Source organism: bacterium, from assembly GCA_037131655.1.
In the GTDB taxonomy this organism is placed as follows: domain Bacteria; phylum Armatimonadota; class Fimbriimonadia; order Fimbriimonadales; family JBAXQP01; genus JBAXQP01.
The window spans coordinates 1-19,847 of the sequence record JBAXQP010000004.1; the positions used below are offsets into that span (position 1 = coordinate 1).

Annotated in this window: 10 protein-coding genes; 9 read left to right on the forward strand and 1 reads right to left on the reverse strand. The window is 47.1% G+C overall.

Annotated features, from left to right (window positions below):
* A partial coding sequence (locus WCO51_00470; protein ID MEI6511735.1) for an H-X9-DG-CTERM domain-containing protein occupies window positions 1-202 on the forward strand: 202 nt, incomplete at its 5' end.
* Window positions 203-233: 31 nt separating this feature from the next.
* Here WCO51_00470 and WCO51_00475 read toward each other — a convergent pair.
* Complete coding sequence (locus WCO51_00475) at window positions 234-1,544, reverse strand: thymidine phosphorylase (protein MEI6511736.1); 1,311 nt, start codon at window positions 1,542-1,544, stop codon at window positions 234-236.
* A 236-nt stretch (window positions 1,545-1,780) separates the two neighbouring features.
* On the opposite strand from WCO51_00475, the gene rpsA reads away from it, so the two are divergent.
* From rpsA to WCO51_00515, 8 genes are all read left to right on the forward strand, one after another.
* The gene (rpsA, locus tag WCO51_00480) at window positions 1,781-3,313 is read left to right on the forward strand and encodes a 30S ribosomal protein S1 (GenBank protein ID MEI6511737.1); all 1,533 of its coding nucleotides are present in this window, start codon (window positions 1,781-1,783) and stop codon (window positions 3,311-3,313) included.
* A gap of 129 nt (window positions 3,314-3,442) precedes the next feature.
* Window positions 3,443-4,099, forward strand: coding sequence for a dephospho-CoA kinase (gene coaE / locus WCO51_00485; protein MEI6511738.1), 657 nt, complete (start codon window positions 3,443-3,445; stop codon window positions 4,097-4,099).
* Between the two features lie 137 nt (window positions 4,100-4,236).
* Window positions 4,237-9,585, forward strand: coding sequence for a carboxypeptidase regulatory-like domain-containing protein (locus tag WCO51_00490; GenBank protein ID MEI6511739.1), 5,349 nt, complete (start codon window positions 4,237-4,239; stop codon window positions 9,583-9,585).
* 132 nt (window positions 9,586-9,717) lie between these two features.
* Complete coding sequence (locus WCO51_00495; GenBank protein ID MEI6511740.1) at window positions 9,718-11,529, forward strand: hypothetical protein; 1,812 nt, start codon at window positions 9,718-9,720, stop codon at window positions 11,527-11,529.
* Window positions 11,530-11,766: 237 nt separating this feature from the next.
* On the forward strand, window positions 11,767-14,457 hold the full coding sequence (locus WCO51_00500; protein ID MEI6511741.1) for a S8 family serine peptidase: 2,691 nt from the start codon (window positions 11,767-11,769) through the stop codon (window positions 14,455-14,457).
* Between the two features lie 62 nt (window positions 14,458-14,519).
* Window positions 14,520-17,054, forward strand: coding sequence for a hypothetical protein (locus WCO51_00505; GenBank protein MEI6511742.1), 2,535 nt, complete (start codon window positions 14,520-14,522; stop codon window positions 17,052-17,054).
* Between the two features lie 112 nt (window positions 17,055-17,166).
* A complete protein-coding gene (locus WCO51_00510; protein ID MEI6511743.1) occupies window positions 17,167-17,850 on the forward strand; it encodes a hypothetical protein in 684 nt (227 codons plus the stop codon).
* Window positions 17,851-17,894: 44 nt separating this feature from the next.
* Window positions 17,895-19,847, forward strand: a complete 1,953-nt coding sequence (locus WCO51_00515) for an Ig-like domain-containing protein (protein ID MEI6511744.1) — start codon at window positions 17,895-17,897, stop codon at window positions 19,845-19,847.

Sequence of the window (19,847 nt, forward strand, 5' to 3'; positions counted from 1 at the left end):
TGCCGATATCGACCGCCCGTCTTATTCAGTTATGCTTTTCGACTCTTCCGGTGGATGGAATCAAAGCGGTGGGTTCGACTTATTCGACTATCGGCATAATGACAAAGCCAATGTTGCTTATGCTGATGGTCATATTAAACCTATAAGTCCTGAAGAATTAAAATTGGAAAGCAGCAGCCCAGAGGGTAATAGTTCTTATTGATAGCGGGTTTTGTAATCATATAACCAACTTCTTAGTCTGCAAAGACCTCATAGATTAGGGGCGGCGGAGTGGTTGGGCTTGGGGAGAATTCGTAGGCAGATTGGATAGCGGTGATGACGGGTTTCACATCGGAATTATTTCGCGCATGAATGGTAATTAAAGGATCGCCGGGTTTAACCTTATCACCGATTTGTTTGTGAATTTCCAGACCAACCTCTTGTGCCACGGGCGCGTCGAGGAAAGTTCTTCCTGCCCCGAGGGTTAACGATGCTTGGCCTATTGTGCGTGCGTTGAGTTTGGCAATGTAACCTTCTTTTTCAGCCATAACCGTATGCTTGATAGGCGCTTTGGGTAAGAGGGAAGGGTTCTCGATAACTTTGGGATCGCCGTGTTGGGCGATAATTATTTCCCTGAACTTCTCAAGAGCTGCGCCGGATTCGATTATATTTCTAGCAAGCGCTTCCCCTTCTTCGACACTTTGAACTTGCTTAGCTTGTCGTAAGCTATGTGCGCATAGGGTCAGGCAAAGAGAATAGAACCGTTCATCTTTCTTGCCTCCAGGTGTGAGAGTTTCAATTGCTTCGGCAACTTCCAAAGCGATTCCGACAGTTGAACCGAGGGGTTGGTTCATATCCGTAATTAATGCGCCCATAGCTCTTCCAGAGCCTCGTCCAATCCTTATAAGTGTTTTTGCTAGTTTTCGGGCTTCGTCTAATGTGGGCATAAACGAACCGATTCCTGTTTTAACATCGAGAATAATCGTTTCAGAGCCAGCGGCTAGTTTTTTGCTCATAATGCTTGATGCAATGAGGGGGATGCTTGGCACTGTTGCAGTCACATCGCGCAGAGCATAGAGGGCTTTGTCGGCAGGTACCAATCGTTTGCTTTGGGTCGCCATACATGCACCGATACGCTCTGCTTGTTCGAGCATCTGTTCGATATCCATTTCAGTTTGGAAACCGGGGATAGCTTCCAGCTTGTCTGCGGTACCTCCCGTAAAGCTCAAGCCTCGTCCAGACATTTTAATTACCGTTGCCCCGGCTGCGGCTAATAAAGGCACGATCACTAAAGAAGTTTTATCTCCAACTCCACCGGTGGAATGTTTATCGATATGAGGTCCAGGGACGGAAGAAAGATCAAGCTGATCGCCTGACAAACGCATACATTCGGTTAAATCAGCGATTTCACGCGAAGACATACCGCGCAGAACTACTGCCATTAACCAGGCTGCTGTTTGAGCTTCGGTAACTAGTCCATCTAAATATCCTAGTACTACTGCAGCAATTTCCTCATAAGTTAGCTCAAGGCCTTCTCGCTTCTTTGCTATAATATCCGGTATCATTGTTCCCAACCTTGAATGCTGCGATCAGCAGCAGGGTGATTCGACGACCTGGGCGTATCCCAATAATAGTTTCGCGAAACTAATTCAAGAATCCTGCTTTTTTCTATTTTTTAGTTTATAGCATGATTCATGAAAAATTGTGTAACATATTTGGGGGCAAAAAGTTTAGCCTACCGTGCAACGGTTTCGTAAACGGCTTGGTTGAACTCCACGCGATAACAGGCAAGGAGTGTAACATGTTTTTTAATGACGAGGAACAGCTTCACGGAGCAACATCCGAGGAAGCACAAACGACGAGCGAAAACGCACCGGAAGTAGAAACACCAGTTGTGTCTACTGAAAGCGCGACGCCAAGTGAACCCGCTGCGGTGACTATGGCTGAAGCCATGGAGCAAGATGCTTATGCGCAGAATTTCAAAAAACTGTCTCGCGGAGATCTTGTTGAAGGCACAGTGGTCCATGTTGATAAGGATAGTGTCTTAGTTGATGTCGGCACCAAGTCCGAAGGGGTTATCCCTCTTGACGAGCTTTCGAATGAGATGATTCAATCAACCGATGGCGTGGTCACTGTTGGGGAAAAGATTAATGTCGTCGTTCTGCAAGCGGAGAACGAGGAGGGCAATCCTATTCTCAGCAAGAGAAGAGCCGATTTTGAAGACGCTTGGGATCGGATTGAAACAGTGCTTCGAGAGCAGACAACCATAGCTGCGATGGTGACGGAGCGAGTAAAAGGCGGTTTAGTGGTTGATGTCGGCGTACGTGGATTTGTTCCGGCAACTCATGTCGGAAACGGCAGATTGCGTAATATCGAGCGATATGTCGGCCAAAGTCTACCGCTGAAGGTGCTTGAAATCGATCGCGATCGTCGCAAGGTTGTCCTCTCAAACAAACTTGCAGAGGATGAGCTGCGCGAATCCAGCAAAGTGGAAGTCTTCGCCAGGCTGCAGCCTGGGCAGATTTTGGAAGGGACAGTTCGACGCATCACCGATTACGGCGCTTTCGTTGATTTAGGCGGGGTTGATGGATTGTTGCACGTAAGTGAGATGTCATGGGCGCGAATAGCGCACCCATCGGAAGTGATGAAGGAAGGCGATAAGGTTAAAGTTATCGTACTTCGCACCGATGCCGATGCGGGCAAGGTATCGCTTGGCCATCGCCAAGTATTACCGGATCCATGGACACTGGTTGCGGATGCTTACACCGTTGGCGCGACGGTGAGCCTTCCAATCTCTCGCCTCGTTCAAAGCGGAGCTTTTGTGCGATTACCCGAGGGTGTGGAAGCTTTCATTCCCATCAGTGAAATGGCTCAACGCCGCATAAACAAGCCAGGCGATGTCGTTTCAAAAGGCCAAGTTGTAGAAGCTCAGATCATGGACGTTCGTCCCGATGAGAGACGCATGGTACTTAGTTTAAAAGCGCTCCAGCAGCATGTCGAACGACAAGAAGTTGAAAAGCATATGCCCCGACAGCAGCAGGGCGGCACAACTATCGGTGATCGTCTCGGCGCTCTTCGCGGTCTATTAGAGGAATCCAAACCGGAAGCCTCTGCCGAGCCTGTTGAAGTAACAGCCGAAGTGTCAGCTGAAGTACAAGTGGAAGCTCCTGTTGAAAAACCGGCTAAAGTTTCCAAAGCTGCAGCGAAAGCTGCTGCCGAAGCGATAGTTGAAGTTCCTGCGGATGTTCCAGTTGTGCCTGAGGCAGCAGAGCCGATTGCAGAGAATGAGCCTGTAGTTACTTTAGCCGATGATAATGCTGAGACGGCTGAGTAGCTTGACTGGTCTTGCGACCTAATGAGTTGTCCTTCCCTCCTGTGAAAAGAGAAGCAAGCAGGGGGGAGGGCGCTAAGGTTACGGGTTTGTAGCATTAAATTTCTTAAGTGATAGAAAAGGTGGCAGCGTGTGACCCTGGCGCATAAGGATAATAGCCCAGAGCCGAATGGACATACGCAAGTGGTTGCCGTCACTGGCGGTATCTGCGACGGCAAAACAACTGTCCTTAAAATGTTTGACGAATTCGGCGCAAAAACGCTAAGCGCCGATTCAGTGGCTCAAGAGCTACTTTGTCCAGGGACGGATCTGTGGGAAAGGGTACACAGGGAATTCGCGTCTGAGTTGAGAGTTTTCGAGAGAGGGTTGCTGGCAGATCTAATTGCTAACAATCCGCAGGCGCGAAGAAGGCTTAATCGGCTAATGCATCCGCCGATTGTAGCGGCTATATATAAGGAGATTGAGCAAGTTCGCTCGACGTCGCGAGGGATTTTCGTTGTCGAGGCGCCGCTGTTGATTGAGATAGGTATTCAAGGGCAGTACGATCGGATTCTTGTTGCATCTGCCGGATACACAATTCAATTGGAGCGCCTCACACAGCGTTTAGGCGATCGTGATAAAGCAGCTCTCTACCTCCAAAGCCAACTTCCCACATCAGTAAAAAGAGCCTTTGCGGATTGGATCGTCGATACAAGTTATCCTTTAAATGTAGTCAGAAGCGAAGTCCTTCGTATTTGGACGGAACTTTCATATACTTTGCGCGTCGGTTTAATAGACTCTTCTGTATAAAGGTTTCCGCTTGCTATAGCAAAGTGCTATAATAGCGGCAGTGTTTGTGCGAAATGGGTTTAAGGCATCATAAGAATATATCCCGTCTATATATGTTTTGAGGGGTGAGGTAACAAGTGAGTAATTCAGGTGTCATTATGCGATTTAATCTTCTTGTTCTCGGCATCTGTTTGGGGGTAGCCGCGCTTGCGCAGGGACTACCAGCTTCCTCGGGAAGCACAACTAGTGTGGGTAGCAAAGTTGCCAAAGCTATTGGCCCACCTCCTTCGTACGGCAACTGGGTGCCGGGGCCAGATGGCCTAACCAACCCTTTGAAAAGTAACGTAACTCGTGCGGCGTCTACCCGTGCATCAAAGCCTATGGTGCGTGACGTCACTCAAGCCCCGACGAACGACATCCAGCCCGTTTATGGGCCGGAATTTGCAGTTTTATACTTTGCTAGTAACGCCAGGGAGAGAAGTGTTGAAACCGGCCGTTTGGCTTTGCCAGGTGTCGCTTATCATATTTGGCAAACGAATACGGATGGCTTTAGTGGCGTCCAACTTACCGGTTTAGACAGGTTCACCGATGAGGCGAACGGCGACCAGATGTATCCCTGGATTTCGAACACCGGTCATCTATTGGCCTATAGCACACGCCGAGTTGCCGGCGCCGGTAACTTCGATGTTTACATTCGCAACCTGACCAATGGCAGCCGAATCCAGATCACCAGTCAGTCGAACCCCGGTAACAACATTCATCCAACACTTAATCCCTCCGGTTCTAATGTTGTTTTCTCGTCAAACCGATTTTCGACTTCCAACCCAGGTCGACGATACCGTCTTTACTGGGGAAAAACGAATATACCAAACCCGTCTTTAACACTGGTTAATATCTATTCTGGTTTTGGTGGTGGTTCTCAAAACTTTGATGATGTTGATGCTGCTTGGTCACCGGACGGGCTTACCGTTGTCTTTACTCGGCGTTATGATAACGGCGAGTCGCACATTTGGTTTGTCGCTAATGTGATCAGCCCAAGCGTGACTGGGTCAGGGCAATTAACCGGAACAACCATTGATGGTGTTCCAACTCAAGAGAAAGAGCCGGCTTGGGTATGGAACTATGTGGGCGGTAGCGCAAGCGAATCAGGTTTTGTATTTTCGACAAACCGCGAGTTCGTTGATACAGATTACGTTTTAACACCTAATCATTGGAACATTTTTTGGTATAACTCCCGAGCGGCGGGGTATCAACCCGAAACTACTTATGGTAACAACCTGTACCAGCTTGTAGTCGATCCAGGCGGTCCAGACCCCGATACTTCAAATCCAAACGGTGGTGCGGAGCATCCGACTGCGGCGTTCTTCCCGTTACTGACTGATGGGGACTGGGAACTTACTTATCAGTCAACTCGGCCAAAAGAAGTGAATGGAGTAGAGGTTCAGGGTAGGCATGATATCTGGACCAGTCTACTTAACGATAATTATCTTCCAACGCTTGATGCGATCCCTCAAGTTTTAGATGTGGATGGAAATCCTGTCCAAGAGCAAGCGCCAGGCAGTACATTCATATTCCGAATTCCGGTTAGCGATTCGTTCGGCATGAAAAGTGTCTTCCTGCAGTTCAAGGACCCTGATCTTAAGATTTATGCTCTCGACTTTCCCTCACCAGAGGAACCTCAACCGACCGATTCTTACACAGGATTCATGGATATAAAGTCCAGCATAACCGCAATTCGTCCATGGGTCGAAATTGGACAGAAGGCGCTACCCATCGACAACGATGAGGAAACAAACCCGCCAACGACTGACCTATTAGCGTTTAAAGGCGGCGGCTTTAATGGCGCAAGCAACAAGTATGTAAGTCCGATTGCTGATGCTGATCTAGAAACGCCGTATGTGCTGCAGGCTTATGATGACGGTCCGATTTCCGCAGGTGGTCATGAGCCGGAAGGACAAGTTGCCGAGGACGGCTTCTTTACCGCTTCATGGACTACACCGTCTTATTATGCAGGCCGTGATTTCTATATGGACGTTTATGCTGAAGATGTCAGCGACAACAAGATGGTGTGGGATAATATCCGCGGCTTTACCACTAGACCGTGGACTGGCGGCAACCGATGCTTGTTCGTTGCCGACTATATTGCCGGCCAGATATTTGCGCAGGACAGGAATATCAACCCGAATTTGGGTAAGACTGCCATACGCGTAGGTTGGCAACCTGTCGAGTCCTATTGGACAACCAACCCGTTTATGTACGAAAATCAGACTAGATATATAAAACCTGCGGTCGATTCGCTTCTCTATAATCTTTGTCCTATTTTCAGCTTTAAAGATCCTACTGGACAAATGCAGTTGCCTCCTGGTGATCCGACTCTTGGTAGTTCGGGTACCACTACTTTTGATATCTGGCGTGTTCAGTGCCGTGGTCCCGTTCCTGTCGCTATCTTACAGTCTTATATGCCGAGAACGATTCTACAGCCTGGCCCAACGAGTGTGAGCGGTACTCATAAGGTGTTCGTAACTGACCACTATGTTGCTTGGGCGTGTCCTTACTCCGGAGATCTTTTAACGAATAATGATTCAATCGATTCGGCTGCAGTCCAGGCCAATATAGCGACCTATTTAGATGGCGGCGGGAAATTGATATTGAGCGGTCAGGAGATCGCTTGGGCGGTTACCCGCGGTGGTCAAATAGCAAGCCCGTGGCTCAACACATACCTAAGAGTTGCGTACGAGACAGATACATCGCTGGATATCAGCAGAGCCTATGTGGCAAACCGGCACTACGTGGCAGCCTCTCGGCTAATCGGCCAGGGGGTCGCTCCGCAGCAGTGGGGTGACTTCACAGATGCGCCACTTGCTGACCCCGCCTCGTTCATAACTGGGCTTAACCCAGTAGTCGGCTCTATGGGCGCTCGCCCAACTCCTATCCAAGGGGCTTTACTTGGCAGTCGAACGGGTGCATGGAACAATGGGTGGATTGACAGTGTCACCCTCACAACCGGGGGACGTCCTTCATTTGGTTACTTCAGTATAGGAGAAGGCTCTGGAGTAGCAGGCTCTTATTATGAAGATGTCGTTAAGGGTAGCAAAGTTATCTACATGGCCTTTGGCTTTGAAGGAATCTGCGACCGGTTCGTTGCGACGACAACACCAAATCTAGCGGATCCGGCTATTCCTCCTGAACTTTATGTAAAACTCGTCGAGTGGCCGCGTCGTTCTCAGTTTATGCTAACTTGGGCCGACTGGTTCCTGACAGGCGTGTTCCGAGGAACGGTCTACTCGATCGATCCTCAGACGGGAACAAGATTGCCTGAATCAGGTGTTCTGGTGCAGATTACTCAATCGAGCGCTACCGACGAATATCACTTCGGTGAAATTGTTGCGACTGGCGTTACTGACAGCTCAGGCAACTACGTGATAGAAGGCGTGCCTTCGGCCATGTACCTCGATTTCAATGCAGTAAAACCGGGTTTCCGCATTATGCACCCAGAACGCTGGGAGATTTTCAATGGTGGCGACCAAGAAGTGATGGACTTGATTATCACTAAGGAGCCGCCGGGACTATTAAAGGGTAAAGTTGTCGACAAGACACAAGCGCCTGTGGTTGGCGCGAAAGTGACTGCGAATCTATTAGGTTTAGTCGCTGACGATCCTAACTGTGATACCGCAGAGGGTTCGATTGATCCTGACGGTACAGTTATCGGTCTTACCGATATAAATGGCGTCTACTCTTTACAGCTTGGAACTGGGAAATGGCGTATAACAGTCGATGCGACTGGTCAAGGGTTTGGACCAACGACCCTACCTGCTCGCCTCTGTGCAAATATATCTTCGAACATAACACTTAATTGGACTAACGATGAGACACAGTGGTTTGTCGTTCAACCCTATCCTGGTGGTCTCAATGGAACGATTACAAGTTCCGAAGATGGTTTGCCAGTTAGGAACGCGTCAGTAACCGCTACCTTTAGCACTGGCACCTCCACGATTACTAAGGGGCCGATTGTTACTGGTGTTGATGGCAAGTATGACTTTGGTAACGAACTGGACGCGGGCAACTGGATTGTTCTCGTAACTGCGCCTGGTTTCATCAACAAGTCATCAAGCGCTAGCGTGACTTCAAACGAAACGACAACTCTCGATATTACTTTGGTTGTTGCACCTCCAGGTGTTGTCAGAGGTTATGTGCTGCGACGAAACGACGCAGTGCCAATTTCTGGTTTGACCGTTCAGGCGCTTCAGAGTAATGTCGTTATCGGAGAAACAACAACATTTACCCCATCGCTTATCGGGAGTGGACACGTATATAACTTCGAATTCGGTACAAGCTTCAAGCTGACCGGTTCGACCAAAATAAGAGTGCTTGTAAACGGACTTGGCTATGATACACCTTCGGATGTAACAGTCGTTGTTCCATCGGGTGGAACGGCCTATACCACGAATATCTATCTCGATCCGTTAAAGCCAATCTCAGCTGGATTGACACTCTTCTCAACACCATTCAACTATACAGATGATCCGAAGACCTTGATGAGTGGTTCGAGTAACTACCGATTATTCACTTGGATAACGAACATCGGTCGCTTTAAGTTCTATCCTAACATGCCAAGCACGAATGACCTTCTGCGAGGTAATGGATATTATGTCCAGGATACGAAGTCACTTGCCTTTATTACAGAGGGTGATGCCGGTAATCAAGCGCTACCATTTGAAATTACGCTTCAGCCGGGTTGGAATTTGATTGGCGATCCCTTTAACTTTGACGTTCGCTGGTTTACCACTCCCTCACAGCCTAACGGTGCGCGAGTAAAAAATCCTCTCAATTTATCTGAAACACTAGATATGGATACGGCAACCGCTCGACAGCTTTTGGCTTCCTCTTTGTGGAGTGAAATTGCTGGAGATAGAATCCCGTCCTACAACCTAGAGAGATGGGTTGGTTACTGGATCCGTGTTTACCAACCGATTACAGTTGTCATCGATCCGGCAGGACGTCTCAATAGCGCTGTTATGGCGCCGGTTAGCGCTGTAAGAAGCGTAGCTGATCAATTAGGATGGCGTTTACAGCTTGTAGCTGAAGGCGCTGGAATGAGAGACAGCGGAACTTATATCGGTGTTTTACCTGAGGCAACTCTTGGGTTTGATAATCGCTTCGATGCTCAAAAACCAGGTACAGTAAATTCACAATACATATCAATGTGTATTCCTCATCCCGAGTGGCGAAAGTTTGCCGGTGACTTTGGTATTGATATTCGAAGCGCCAAATCCGTTTCGCAGTCTTGGGAATTGAAAGTTGATATCACAGTTCCTAATAGCAGCGTTTCAATTAGTTGGCCTGGTATTAGCGGAGTTGGACACGGGGTTGCTTTGACTCTTGTTGACCTGAAATCAGGTAAACGTATAAATATGCGCAATGAAGCGAATTATACGTTCTATGCTAAACAAGCAGGAACCTATCGCTTCCGAGTGCTATCAGTCAATGCACCCAGTCGCGGTCGATAACAAATATATCGTCAATCTGCCATCTTAGTATGAATGGCAGATGAATCAATCTGGAACAAAGGTATAGTCGAGACATCAGCAATGGAAGCTGTCGTCGAAGACGTCATTAATCATAAGGAGGTACTCGGCTAAGTGCGACGAATAATTCATTCTCAACTAGGCCGCATGATTAGTAAATTACTAATCTTAACGCTTATACTATCCGTTTGCAGTGATGTTATTGCCCAAGTTACTTCAGGGGATACTTTGGGGACATCAAGATGGGCAGTCATTGATTTCACGGTAAAATCAGGAAATGCTGACGAGTCATTAGGTCGTCTAGCTTCCGATTCGGTTGCTGTTGAATTCAACAAGACAAATCGCTATGATATTACTCCTCGGAGTACAGTCGATCAAGAGTTGAAGAATCTGCAACTTAATCTGCCTCTCAATAAGTTAGGCTTTCTTCGATTAGGCAGCGCACTTGATGTTCAAAATATTGTCTTTGGACAAGTTGAATCAGTTAAGGTGAGCGGTAATCCGAAGGTTGCGCAAGTTGTTATTTCTGTACGTGTGATCGATGTTGCTTCGGGTTTAGAGGTTAATGGCGCATATGGTTCTGGTAAGAGTTCGCCCCGTCCCGGTTATAGTGGCGCGGACGATACACTTATACAAGAAGCCATTGCGGAAGCAGCCTTTGAAGCCGTAAACTCCTTAAAAGCATTTACACTTCCCGAGGCTACTGTTCTTAATATGTCCGGAAGCCATAACATCCTCCTTAACAAAGGTCAACGTGAAGGCATCAAAGAGGGCATGAAGATGATCATCCTCCGCAACAAAGAAGAGGTTGCGGTGGTACAGATTACTCTAGTTGAACCTGATAGCTGTATAGCCAAAATCATTACTGAGTATAAGGGTGTTGCTCCTGGCGATAAGGCAAGAGCAGCATTTGAATTGCCTAGTTATAAAATGAAGGGCGACAGAGTAGCGTTATCAAAACCTAGAATAGCCAAACCCGGCGGAATTGGCAAGATGTTGATGCCGGTTATAATCGCTCTTGGTGTTGCTGTTATTGTAATGGCCGGCGGCGGTGGTGGAACGTCTGCGACAGAAGCTGTTAAAGCTGAGGCGCTAAACGTTACAACTGTTAATAGCCCGCAAGTACCTATTGGGGCTGCCGTTAGGTTGAGTTGGGCAACAACATTGTTTGCGAAGGGCAATAAGTCTGCTCAAAACTGGCTTATTTATCGTTCCGACTTTAACCAGATGGTTGGTGGAATGAGAGCGCCAGTTGATGTTGTTGCTGGTAATCAACACTATGCTATTGAAGAACCAGGAGTTAAGGCGACCCTCGACTTTCCTGCGCCTGCGAAGATTGGCTCTGATGATTTAAATAATCAAAATGTTGATAACGTGCCAGGAATCGTTCCTGGTAATTCGTATGTGTTCCAAGTTGGTTTAGTGTATAGTCTTGACCCGCTTGAGAGTCCAAACGGAGCCACAAGTACTCAGTATTTTCCAACGGATCCTTCTAATCCTTCTGGATTAGCAACACCTTTGAATTTGCCGGTGTTGCTCACTCCAACTAATGGAAGCTCTTCAGTGCTCCTAACGGCTGCGAAGTTTTCGTGGAATGCGGTAAGTGGGGCGAATCAGTACTTCCTTGAGGTATCGACCGATCCTACGTTTGTTGCATCATCAAGTTCAGGTCATAAATTGTTTACATGGGGACCCATGCAGACTGTTCAGTCGACTGGTATGATTGCAACAGAAATTCTTAACATTAGAAGTACTTTTGAGAACTTTACGCATCCCGTAGGTACTTTCCCGAATGTCTATTGGCGCGTTGGTGCAAGTCGTATACAAGATAATCCAGGCCCATACCCCGATACCCATGGTCATCGGTTTATTTGGAGCCAAGCTTATCAGTTCCAGTCAGTTGAATTTCCGCCGCCGCCGCCCTAGTCACTCAGGTGAGTGTTAGTGCTCTTTGAATAACACTTATGGGCCTGGCGTGATGTTAGGCCCATAGATAATAAAATAAATTTTGTGACGAACTGAATCCAGCGATATAGCGATTAGTACATTCGCCTTATCGCTGTGCTAAGAAGTTGTAAGATAGTCCTGTAAGATAATATCGACCCTTGCAAGTTGCCTTGTATTACATGGTACTTTGCATACTAAAGTTAGAGGTGACTGAAGATGTTTCGGCGCACTCCTTTATATGTTGTGCCTATCATAGCTGTCCTTATGATCGCTTGTAGCGGCTTTGCTGCTGTAAGTCCTACGGTCAGCTCTGGATATGTGCCTGGCTTCCGACCCGGCGAAGTTGTCATCACTCTGAAACCAGGTACAACCCTGGATGATGCGCTAGCTGTCGCCGAGTCTATGAATGCTATTATTATTGACTCTCTGCCTAGCTGTGATACTTATCTTCTTAGAACACTATCTTATACTAGATATGAAACTGGGGAGCGCGGGCGTGCAGCGGTAATGGATGTGGCAGCCTATGCAAGTCAAGACCCACGCGTTAGCTATGCACGTCCAAACTTGGTTGGCGTAAATTTTGCAACCCCGAATGATCCATACTTCTCGCGCCAATGGCCGCTTACTATGATGAAGCTCCCAGAGGCTTGGAATCTTGAAAAGGGTAAAAGTAAAATCGTAGTTGCCGTTATTGACAGTGGCTTTGAAGTTACTCATACCGATATGGTAGGGCGATTCTTGCCCGGTTATGACGTTGCTGATATGGATGCTGATGTTTCGGCGCCACCGAATATAGCGAGCGCTTTTCACGGACAGTGGGTGGCTGGTACCATTTCGGCGCTTACAAATAATTCGCTTGGTATTGCCGGCGTTTGTTGGGAAGGCGTTAAAATACTTCCGGTTAAGGATGTATATGACACGTCATTAACAAGTGAACCGGATAACTTTACTTTTCTAAGAGCGTATCAGTACTTACTCGATTATTCGCCCCAACCGGACGTTATCGTTCAGGCTCAGGGCATCTACTCTGCTGGTGATCCAACAGAGCAAGGTTTGATTAAGTCGTTAACAGATAAAGGGATTATTTTCCTGGCGGCTGTTGGAAATAGTAATTTTAGCACTACCATTAATAATGTACGTCCTGCTTGTTATCCAGAAGTCATTAGTATTTCAGCAGTAAATTCATCGAAACGCAAAGCCAGCTATTCCAACTTTGGTAAAGTTGAATTTGCTGCGCCGGGTGGTGAAAGTGGTGGCCCGACAGATAGTTGCTTGAGGCTAGATAAAGGCAATACGATTACTTGGAACTTTAAGGGTACCTCTGCCGCCGTCGCTTACGCAGGAGGAGCAGTTGCGCTTGGTTTATCTGCTGGGATTAAGCCCAACAAGATAGTCGAATATCTTAAAGCCGGCGCTGATACACTGGGGCAACCTGTTCCGAACGCAATCTATGGCTATGGCGTCATTGATGTTTTTAAAACATTTAGGGCTGCCGGTTTGATTAAGTTAAATATAACGATTGATACGCCTTTAACCGGTGCGCAGATCGAAACACAGGTTGTTCCATTTCACTTTACTTTTTTCAACATGAACCCTGACTCATTAGTAGTGACAGTTGACGGTGAACCAGTTGTTATCGAAGATCCAATTGTTGTAAGCGAGACCGATCCGATGACCTCAACCTTAAGTACTACTTTGATGTTGTCCCCGACAGGTCTAGATAGCGCTCATACGGTTGAAGTGACCGGTACAAGCGCAGTTGACTCGACTTATTCTATCACCAAAACAGTATTGGTCTCGGTTGTTCCGCATTTGTTGCGACAGGGAAGACATATGATTTCCGTTCCTTATGGAATGGCAGAACGTTCACCGGAATCAGTGTTTGGGCCTGACTTCCGCTTATATCGATGGATTTATGAAGATGGATCAGGCTTGTGGGCTCGCTATACCTCATCAGGGGTACAAGATGAGCGTGCTAGCTTTAATCCGCCTTCTCCAGGAATGTATCCGGACGGCGGTTCTGATTTTATTCCGCCACTAGGTCTTGGTTGGTTTATTGATCTTGGTGGAGATATTAGTGTTGTTGTTGATCAAGCCGGCTTAAGTGTTCCCTATGACATCGAGTTAACGCCTGGTTGGCAGCTATTTGGTAATCCGTTCCCCTTCGATGTTGATTGGTCTACAACTCAATTCGATGTGCCGGGTTATCGACTTTCATTACTGGAGGCCATTAACAAAGGTGTTGTTCGTGGTGAACTTTGGCGTTGGAATGGTGTAGGTTATGAGTTTGATGTGGCGCCTCTTGGACGAATGAGAGCATGGGAAGCGCATTGGTTGAAAGTCATTCAGCCGTGTAGGATGATCCTTAAGCCTCTTTCATCGGGCGTCTCACGCGCACAAACAACTGATTGGGCTACCACTTTAGTAGGCACTGGCGGATGGTTGATGAAACTGGCCGCTCAGACTGGTGATTTGGACGATGCCCAGAACTTTATCGGTCTTAGTTTGCGCCCAAGTTTAAGAACCTCACAGATTGAGAAGCCGCCATCGGTTAGCCCGTTTGTAAGCCTCTCGATGCAACCCTATACGGGCAGCGCGAATATGGCGGTTGATATTCGAAAGCTTGGCCCCGGTTACACTATGTGGAACTTCTCGGTTTCGACTGATGTTCTTAATTCTAATGTCAACGTCTATTGGAACAACCTGATAGCTCCAAAAGTCGGAGTTAAAATGGTTTTGGAAGATATTACATCAGGGAAGCGTATAAACATGCTTGCCAATCGATCGTACACCTTCCTAAGCGGAGGAAAGCCCACCGTCCGCAAATTCCGTGTTTACTGTGGCACGAACATACCTGTTTCGGTGCCTGCAACAACGCGGAGTACTAGTTCCATCGGAGCTCGTTAACCAGTTTCCAAGTAAGCGCCATACACGTTTGTATGGCGCTTACAGGGCGATGAGGAAGTGAGATGAACATGAACCTAATATCTAATAAAATTAAATTATTCTTCGGTGTCTTGGTTGGGTTATCCCTCCTTGCCACATGTGCATTTGCATCTATTGATGGGTACAAGAGTGCTCTTAGCACCACTACTGTCCCCCCCTTCTCAACTGATTATGCCGCGGTTGATATCGACAACGGCATAATTGGTTTTGCCCAAGGGATTAGTGGTCAGGTTATTTGGGGGGTCCTTGGTGATGTAGCTATTGATGCAGCAGGTAGGATAAGCCTCTATACTGTATTGGGGGCTGAGCTTGATGCTAATGATAATAATTCAGCATTAACTTGGGGAGCCCCTTATCCAAGCGGTGACTTCGGCTATATATCAGTTGGTGTCACGGATGCTGCACAAAAATTTGCGGTGCAACGATACGGCACAGATGAAGGCGGAGCAGGTGGAGGTTGGATTCTGGCTCCATACAAGATGGCTGGCCGTCCTTCTGTCCAATCTCACTGGACTGGACCTGGTGGTGTTCAAGTTTGGATGCGTGCCGAGCTAATTCAAGATACTTGGAAATTTAACTTTTGGTTTGAAAATACAGGAGTTGATCCGGTTATCGCTCAAGTTCGTTGGGCTGGCTGTATCCAAATGCTTGACCCCAGCACCCCGGTAACTGGCCCGACCGCCTTGGAATATGTGTTGCCGCAAGGTTTGAGACCTTGGATTCTCGATCATATTCTGTCTTCTCCAAACTTACCGCCGGCGATTGATTTCTTTATTGATAAAACCAAAACAGCGCCTTCGCTTCACTTTATCACTCAATCTGATGATATGCACCCTGACCAGGTTGGGATGGATGCTTTGGCTGTAGGTGGTTTGGGAAGAACAGTTGGCGCTATTTGGGGATCAACGACTTTACCGGATGTCGAAGCATCACCTACTGCCATCGCATTAACATCGTCTGAGATTGTATTGCCAGGCAGATATCATATGACGACAGATGCTGGCCTGGGAGATCCGACAGGTTTTGATCCGGATGCGGTTATTTATGTGAACCTTGCTACTGGCGTCACAAACGCTTTCAAACCGATGGCGTTAGGTACTGAAGCGCCACGAATTATAAGTTATAACCCACTAGCTGACCCGAGTTTAAGCCCGAACCCATTTGAAATTATAGCAAGGGTGACCAATCTCTATCAGAAGCCGGAAGGTCCTGCTGACCTGCAGAATATTTTGGTTTCAATCGACCTTCCTACTGGGTACATCCTTTTGGATAATGATGCTCAGAAGTCGATCGATCGTTTAGCTCCTAATGAGACACAAGCAGTTAGATGGCGTGTGTATTCAACGGGTGCAAATACTGGAATCGATCAATATCGTGTAGTTGCTTCCGTCCAACAACCATATATTAGTAAGATTACTGCTAATAATCTTGTTACCTCTGTTACGGATTCGTTTAAGCTAAGACCACGATGGGTACAGTCGAGTATTCCCTTCGAATTCCCAGGCGCTCAGCCTTTGTGGACGACATTTGGATTGACTCGCGGTACCACTCGTCAGGTTAGATGGGATCCTGTGCTTGGTCAGTGGACGGGAATAACGCTTAACGAACGTGGCCGAGGTTTCTTTGTGAAACTTCAACAAGCATCTTTTGATCTTAGTGTAAAGCTCGCTAATGCCTCAGAACCTACTGGCGAACTTACCCAAATATATGCCATACCGCTCGATGATGGCTGGAACCAGATTGGTAACCCATGGTTGTATCCGATTAGTCTGAAGCAATTACAGTTCATTAATCCTGACGACCCAAGAGATACTCTTTCATTTGACGAGGCGTTAGGGCTTGGGCTAATTCGCAATGCGCTTTGGGATTGGAACCCCGATCTGAATAATGGAATCGGCGACTATGTTCTTGCTAACGATCCTTCCTCCAACACGGACGCTGTGCTTGAACCTATGAAGGGCTACTTCATTAAGGTGACCACAGGTCGTGAAAGAAGGCTTCAAGTTCTCTATCCGTTTGTTTCAATACCAGGCGCTGGTATTGCTACCACTGGTGTTAGTTCGTTAATAACCCGTTCAGTTGTATCTAATGATTGGGCATCACCTTCACGTAACCAGTGGCGTTTGGGGCTAACAGCGAGAACTGCGAAAGGGGCGAGCAATACAGCCTATTTCGGAGTTTCAAGCACATCTGTTGATGGGTATGACGTCAGAGATATCGAGTCACCCCCCTCATTCCCCGGTGGTGTTCAGGTGTTAATTGACCATCGAGCTTGGCCTTCACCAAATTCAGGGTTTTATCGACAAGATATCCGTAGCGCTACTACCAGCCGCAACGTCTATAGTATGATTGTTACTACAGATGTTCCGCAGATAGTTAGCCTGAATTGGCTGCGACCTGATGCTAATATGGCTGGCTACCGAATGAAGCTTGTTGACAAAGTGACTAATAAAACTATTACCATGAGTTCGACGACTTTCTATAGCTTCCGCTCCAATGGAACTCGTCGCTTTGAAATAATCTTAGAGAAGATAGCTCCTGCAGCAATTCGACGTTAGGCCTATCTTTTGAAAGCAACCGCAAATGCGGCTGATGTAAGATACAAGGGGGCGGGACGAGTATTGTCTCGCCCCCTTATCTATAAGTAGATACTCTTAGAGGAGGGCGCACATGAAGTTATTTAGCAAAATAGGCGGCTGGCTGCCGCGAACGATTATCGTTATGCTTGTGTTGTCGTTGGTCTTCACTGTGGCTTGGGGACGCAGCAAGAGCAAAGACCAATTAAAGAATGTTGTTAAGCGCACGATGGTCGTATTCCCCATGGATAAAATCAGCGGGGCTAGTATTCCTGATAATGTCGATTTTACCGATATGTCAGGTGGGATATTATTCACATGTTTGTCAAAAGCAAACTTTAGTACGGTTTATTTATCCCAGTTTAACAAACGCAACCCTTCACTTCAAAGAGCGATTAGCGAGGGACGTTTAAAGAGTGATCAACTCGAATCACCCTACAATGACGACTTCAGCGGAGAGCGTCGGGCGGTCACACTTGCAAGAGAATGCTATACAAAACTGGCAATGGCTGGAACACTCACCGCTTACACTTATGATACAGCTACTCAAACAGTTTCCGTCACTTTGGTTGTTGATGTATTAAGTGTGGTAGACGGAAAAATAGTTGCTTCGAGTGGTCATGCAGGCAAGGCCACAGCAACTGAAATTGCAGGTGAAGTGAGTGAAGTCACTTTGTTGAAGCTGGCTCTCGAACAAGCATCTGGCTTGATTGCCATTGACGTTAAGAAGATGTTGGATACACCCCCGAGCGTGACTACTGCTCCACCAAGCAATTAGCTCTCGGCCTGATATGTGTGAAATGGAGGCATGGAATTTTCTTTATGCGTGATACTCGTCACCTATTGAAAATCTGGTTGTTTGCGTTGGTCGTTATTGCTTCAAATGCGATTGCCAGCCCTATAGGAACTGTTCGTATTTCACCTTACCCGTCGGTCGTTATGGCCGACGGGAAAAGCATTGTAAATATAAGTGTGGATGCGAGAGATCAGGGAGGTCATGCTGTTCCTAATGGAACGCAGGTAACTCTTACCACGACACTTGGTCAGTTCCGCGAATCAATTGTTTCTTGTACTTCAGGCGTAGCGCGGGCTGTGTTAGTTTCCGGAACAATTTCAGGCAATGCGAAAATAACAGCAAGTGTCATGGGTTTAATTACCATCGGTACTGCGGAAGTAGAGTTTGTTAACGACCGCCGGGCAATAAGTGCTGCAAGTGAATATATCGAAGTAGGAGGCCGTGATTATTTAGCTTATTTCCCAGAACCACGATGGGTTTCTGCAAGCGGTAAGAATAAAGAAGCGTTCATCATATATCGTGATATTGAAATTAGAGCGGATGACATGCAGCTCGATGCCGGAAATGAGCGTGTGATTGCTCGAAATGCGGTTGTTAAGTCGCTCGGCAAGACCCTTGAATGTGTGGAGCTTTCATATCAACTTCGAGCACGGCAAGGGATTGCGGTTACTAACTATGAAGGCCGAACCCAATTAGTCACAATTCGCGGGACGAACATCACTGGAAAACCTGAATACTTTAACGCGAATGATTTCCACATGCGAGATGACTTGGACACGGTACAGTCATTTATCACTGCACATTACATCACTATCTTCCCCAACAATAAAGTTCAATTTCACCGTGCTAATATTTATGTGGGCGGAGCAAAGGTGATGTCGCTTCCTCTCTATTCATTCGATATGTGGAGTGCAAGCGGACAATTCTTTTCTACCAATCTCATCGGTTTCCAAGATGGGCGATTGTCGTTGGAATTGCCTTTTTATTATATGTTAAGTCCTAAAGGCACAGGTGCTTTGACCTTAAGAACTCGTCAACAAGCAGGACGTGGATATAGCAGTTCTCACGGCACATTCCTCGACCTGGATCAGTCTTATAGTTCATCGGATAAGTATGATGGGGCATTCAGCTTAACGAACTTGGCAAGTGGCGATTGGGGCGCTTCATTTCGCCACAATCAACGTTTTGGCGAGAATATGCAGGGCTTCTTCATGGCCGATTTTCCTGAACATAAAGGCAGCTTCTTTTCTGCTTCTCTAAATAGGCAATTTAAAGGATTTCATGCGGGCCTAAGCGCTTCTATGCAAAATCAGTTCTCTGGGATTGACCCTGATGCAAAACAGTTTGACTTTTCATTAGAGACGGATCCTAGACGAATTAAAGGTACCCCTTTCAATAACACATGGGCGCTTACTTCAAGCTATACACGGATGAAAGGATATGATGGTAAGGAGTTTGCCGAGGATGGGGTTGGGCTTCGATGGCGTGGGATGATGAACCCGCTTCGGTTCAGTAAGACTGGCTCCTTGCAGAGTGGCTTGACCGTCAGTAAGCTTTTTGGAACAAACGCTACCAAGGATGTCGACGTCCTGGCTACCATTTCGAGCACGATGCGTTTGTTCAATACGACTTCGTTTAATATTGTCTATGACTTCGCGCACGATAGTATGCGTTCTGCGATTATGGGAAGCCATAGATTGTCGGCACAAATTTACTCGACAGCGGGTCCGGTTCGTCTTTCTCTTATCGGTATTTCCGGATTGGATACGGACTACAACAGCATCTTAACGGATGCCTCCTTTCAAATCTCGCCGTTACTTCGGTTTGGGGCCAGCTATACTTACCAGAAGTTTGTTGGCTTTGGGGTAGATGACTTTTCGCTCGTACTCGGATACCGGATAGGTTTCCGCGAATTAGCTCTTACTTGGTCAAAAGAAGCCAAACGTATCAACATTGAGCTATTATCCGCTTCATTCTGA

Bases quoted from the DNA above. Each gene is read 5' to 3' on its own strand.
- WCO51_00505 (MEI6511742.1), top strand. From the start codon at position 14,520: ATGAACATGAACCTAATATCTAATAAAATTAAATTATTCTTCGGTGTC.
- WCO51_00510 (MEI6511743.1), top strand. From the start codon at position 17,167: ATGAAGTTATTTAGCAAAATAGGCGGCTGGCTGCCGCGAACGATTATC.
- WCO51_00515 (MEI6511744.1), top strand. From the start codon at position 17,895: ATGCGTGATACTCGTCACCTATTGAAAATCTGGTTGTTTGCGTTGGTC.
- rpsA (MEI6511737.1), top strand. From the start codon at position 1,781: ATGTTTTTTAATGACGAGGAACAGCTTCACGGAGCAACATCCGAGGAA.
- WCO51_00500 (MEI6511741.1), top strand. From the start codon at position 11,767: ATGTTTCGGCGCACTCCTTTATATGTTGTGCCTATCATAGCTGTCCTT.
- WCO51_00475 (MEI6511736.1), bottom strand. From the start codon at position 1,544: ATGATACCGGATATTATAGCAAAGAAGCGAGAAGGCCTTGAGCTAACT.
- WCO51_00490 (MEI6511739.1), top strand. From the start codon at position 4,237: ATGCGATTTAATCTTCTTGTTCTCGGCATCTGTTTGGGGGTAGCCGCG.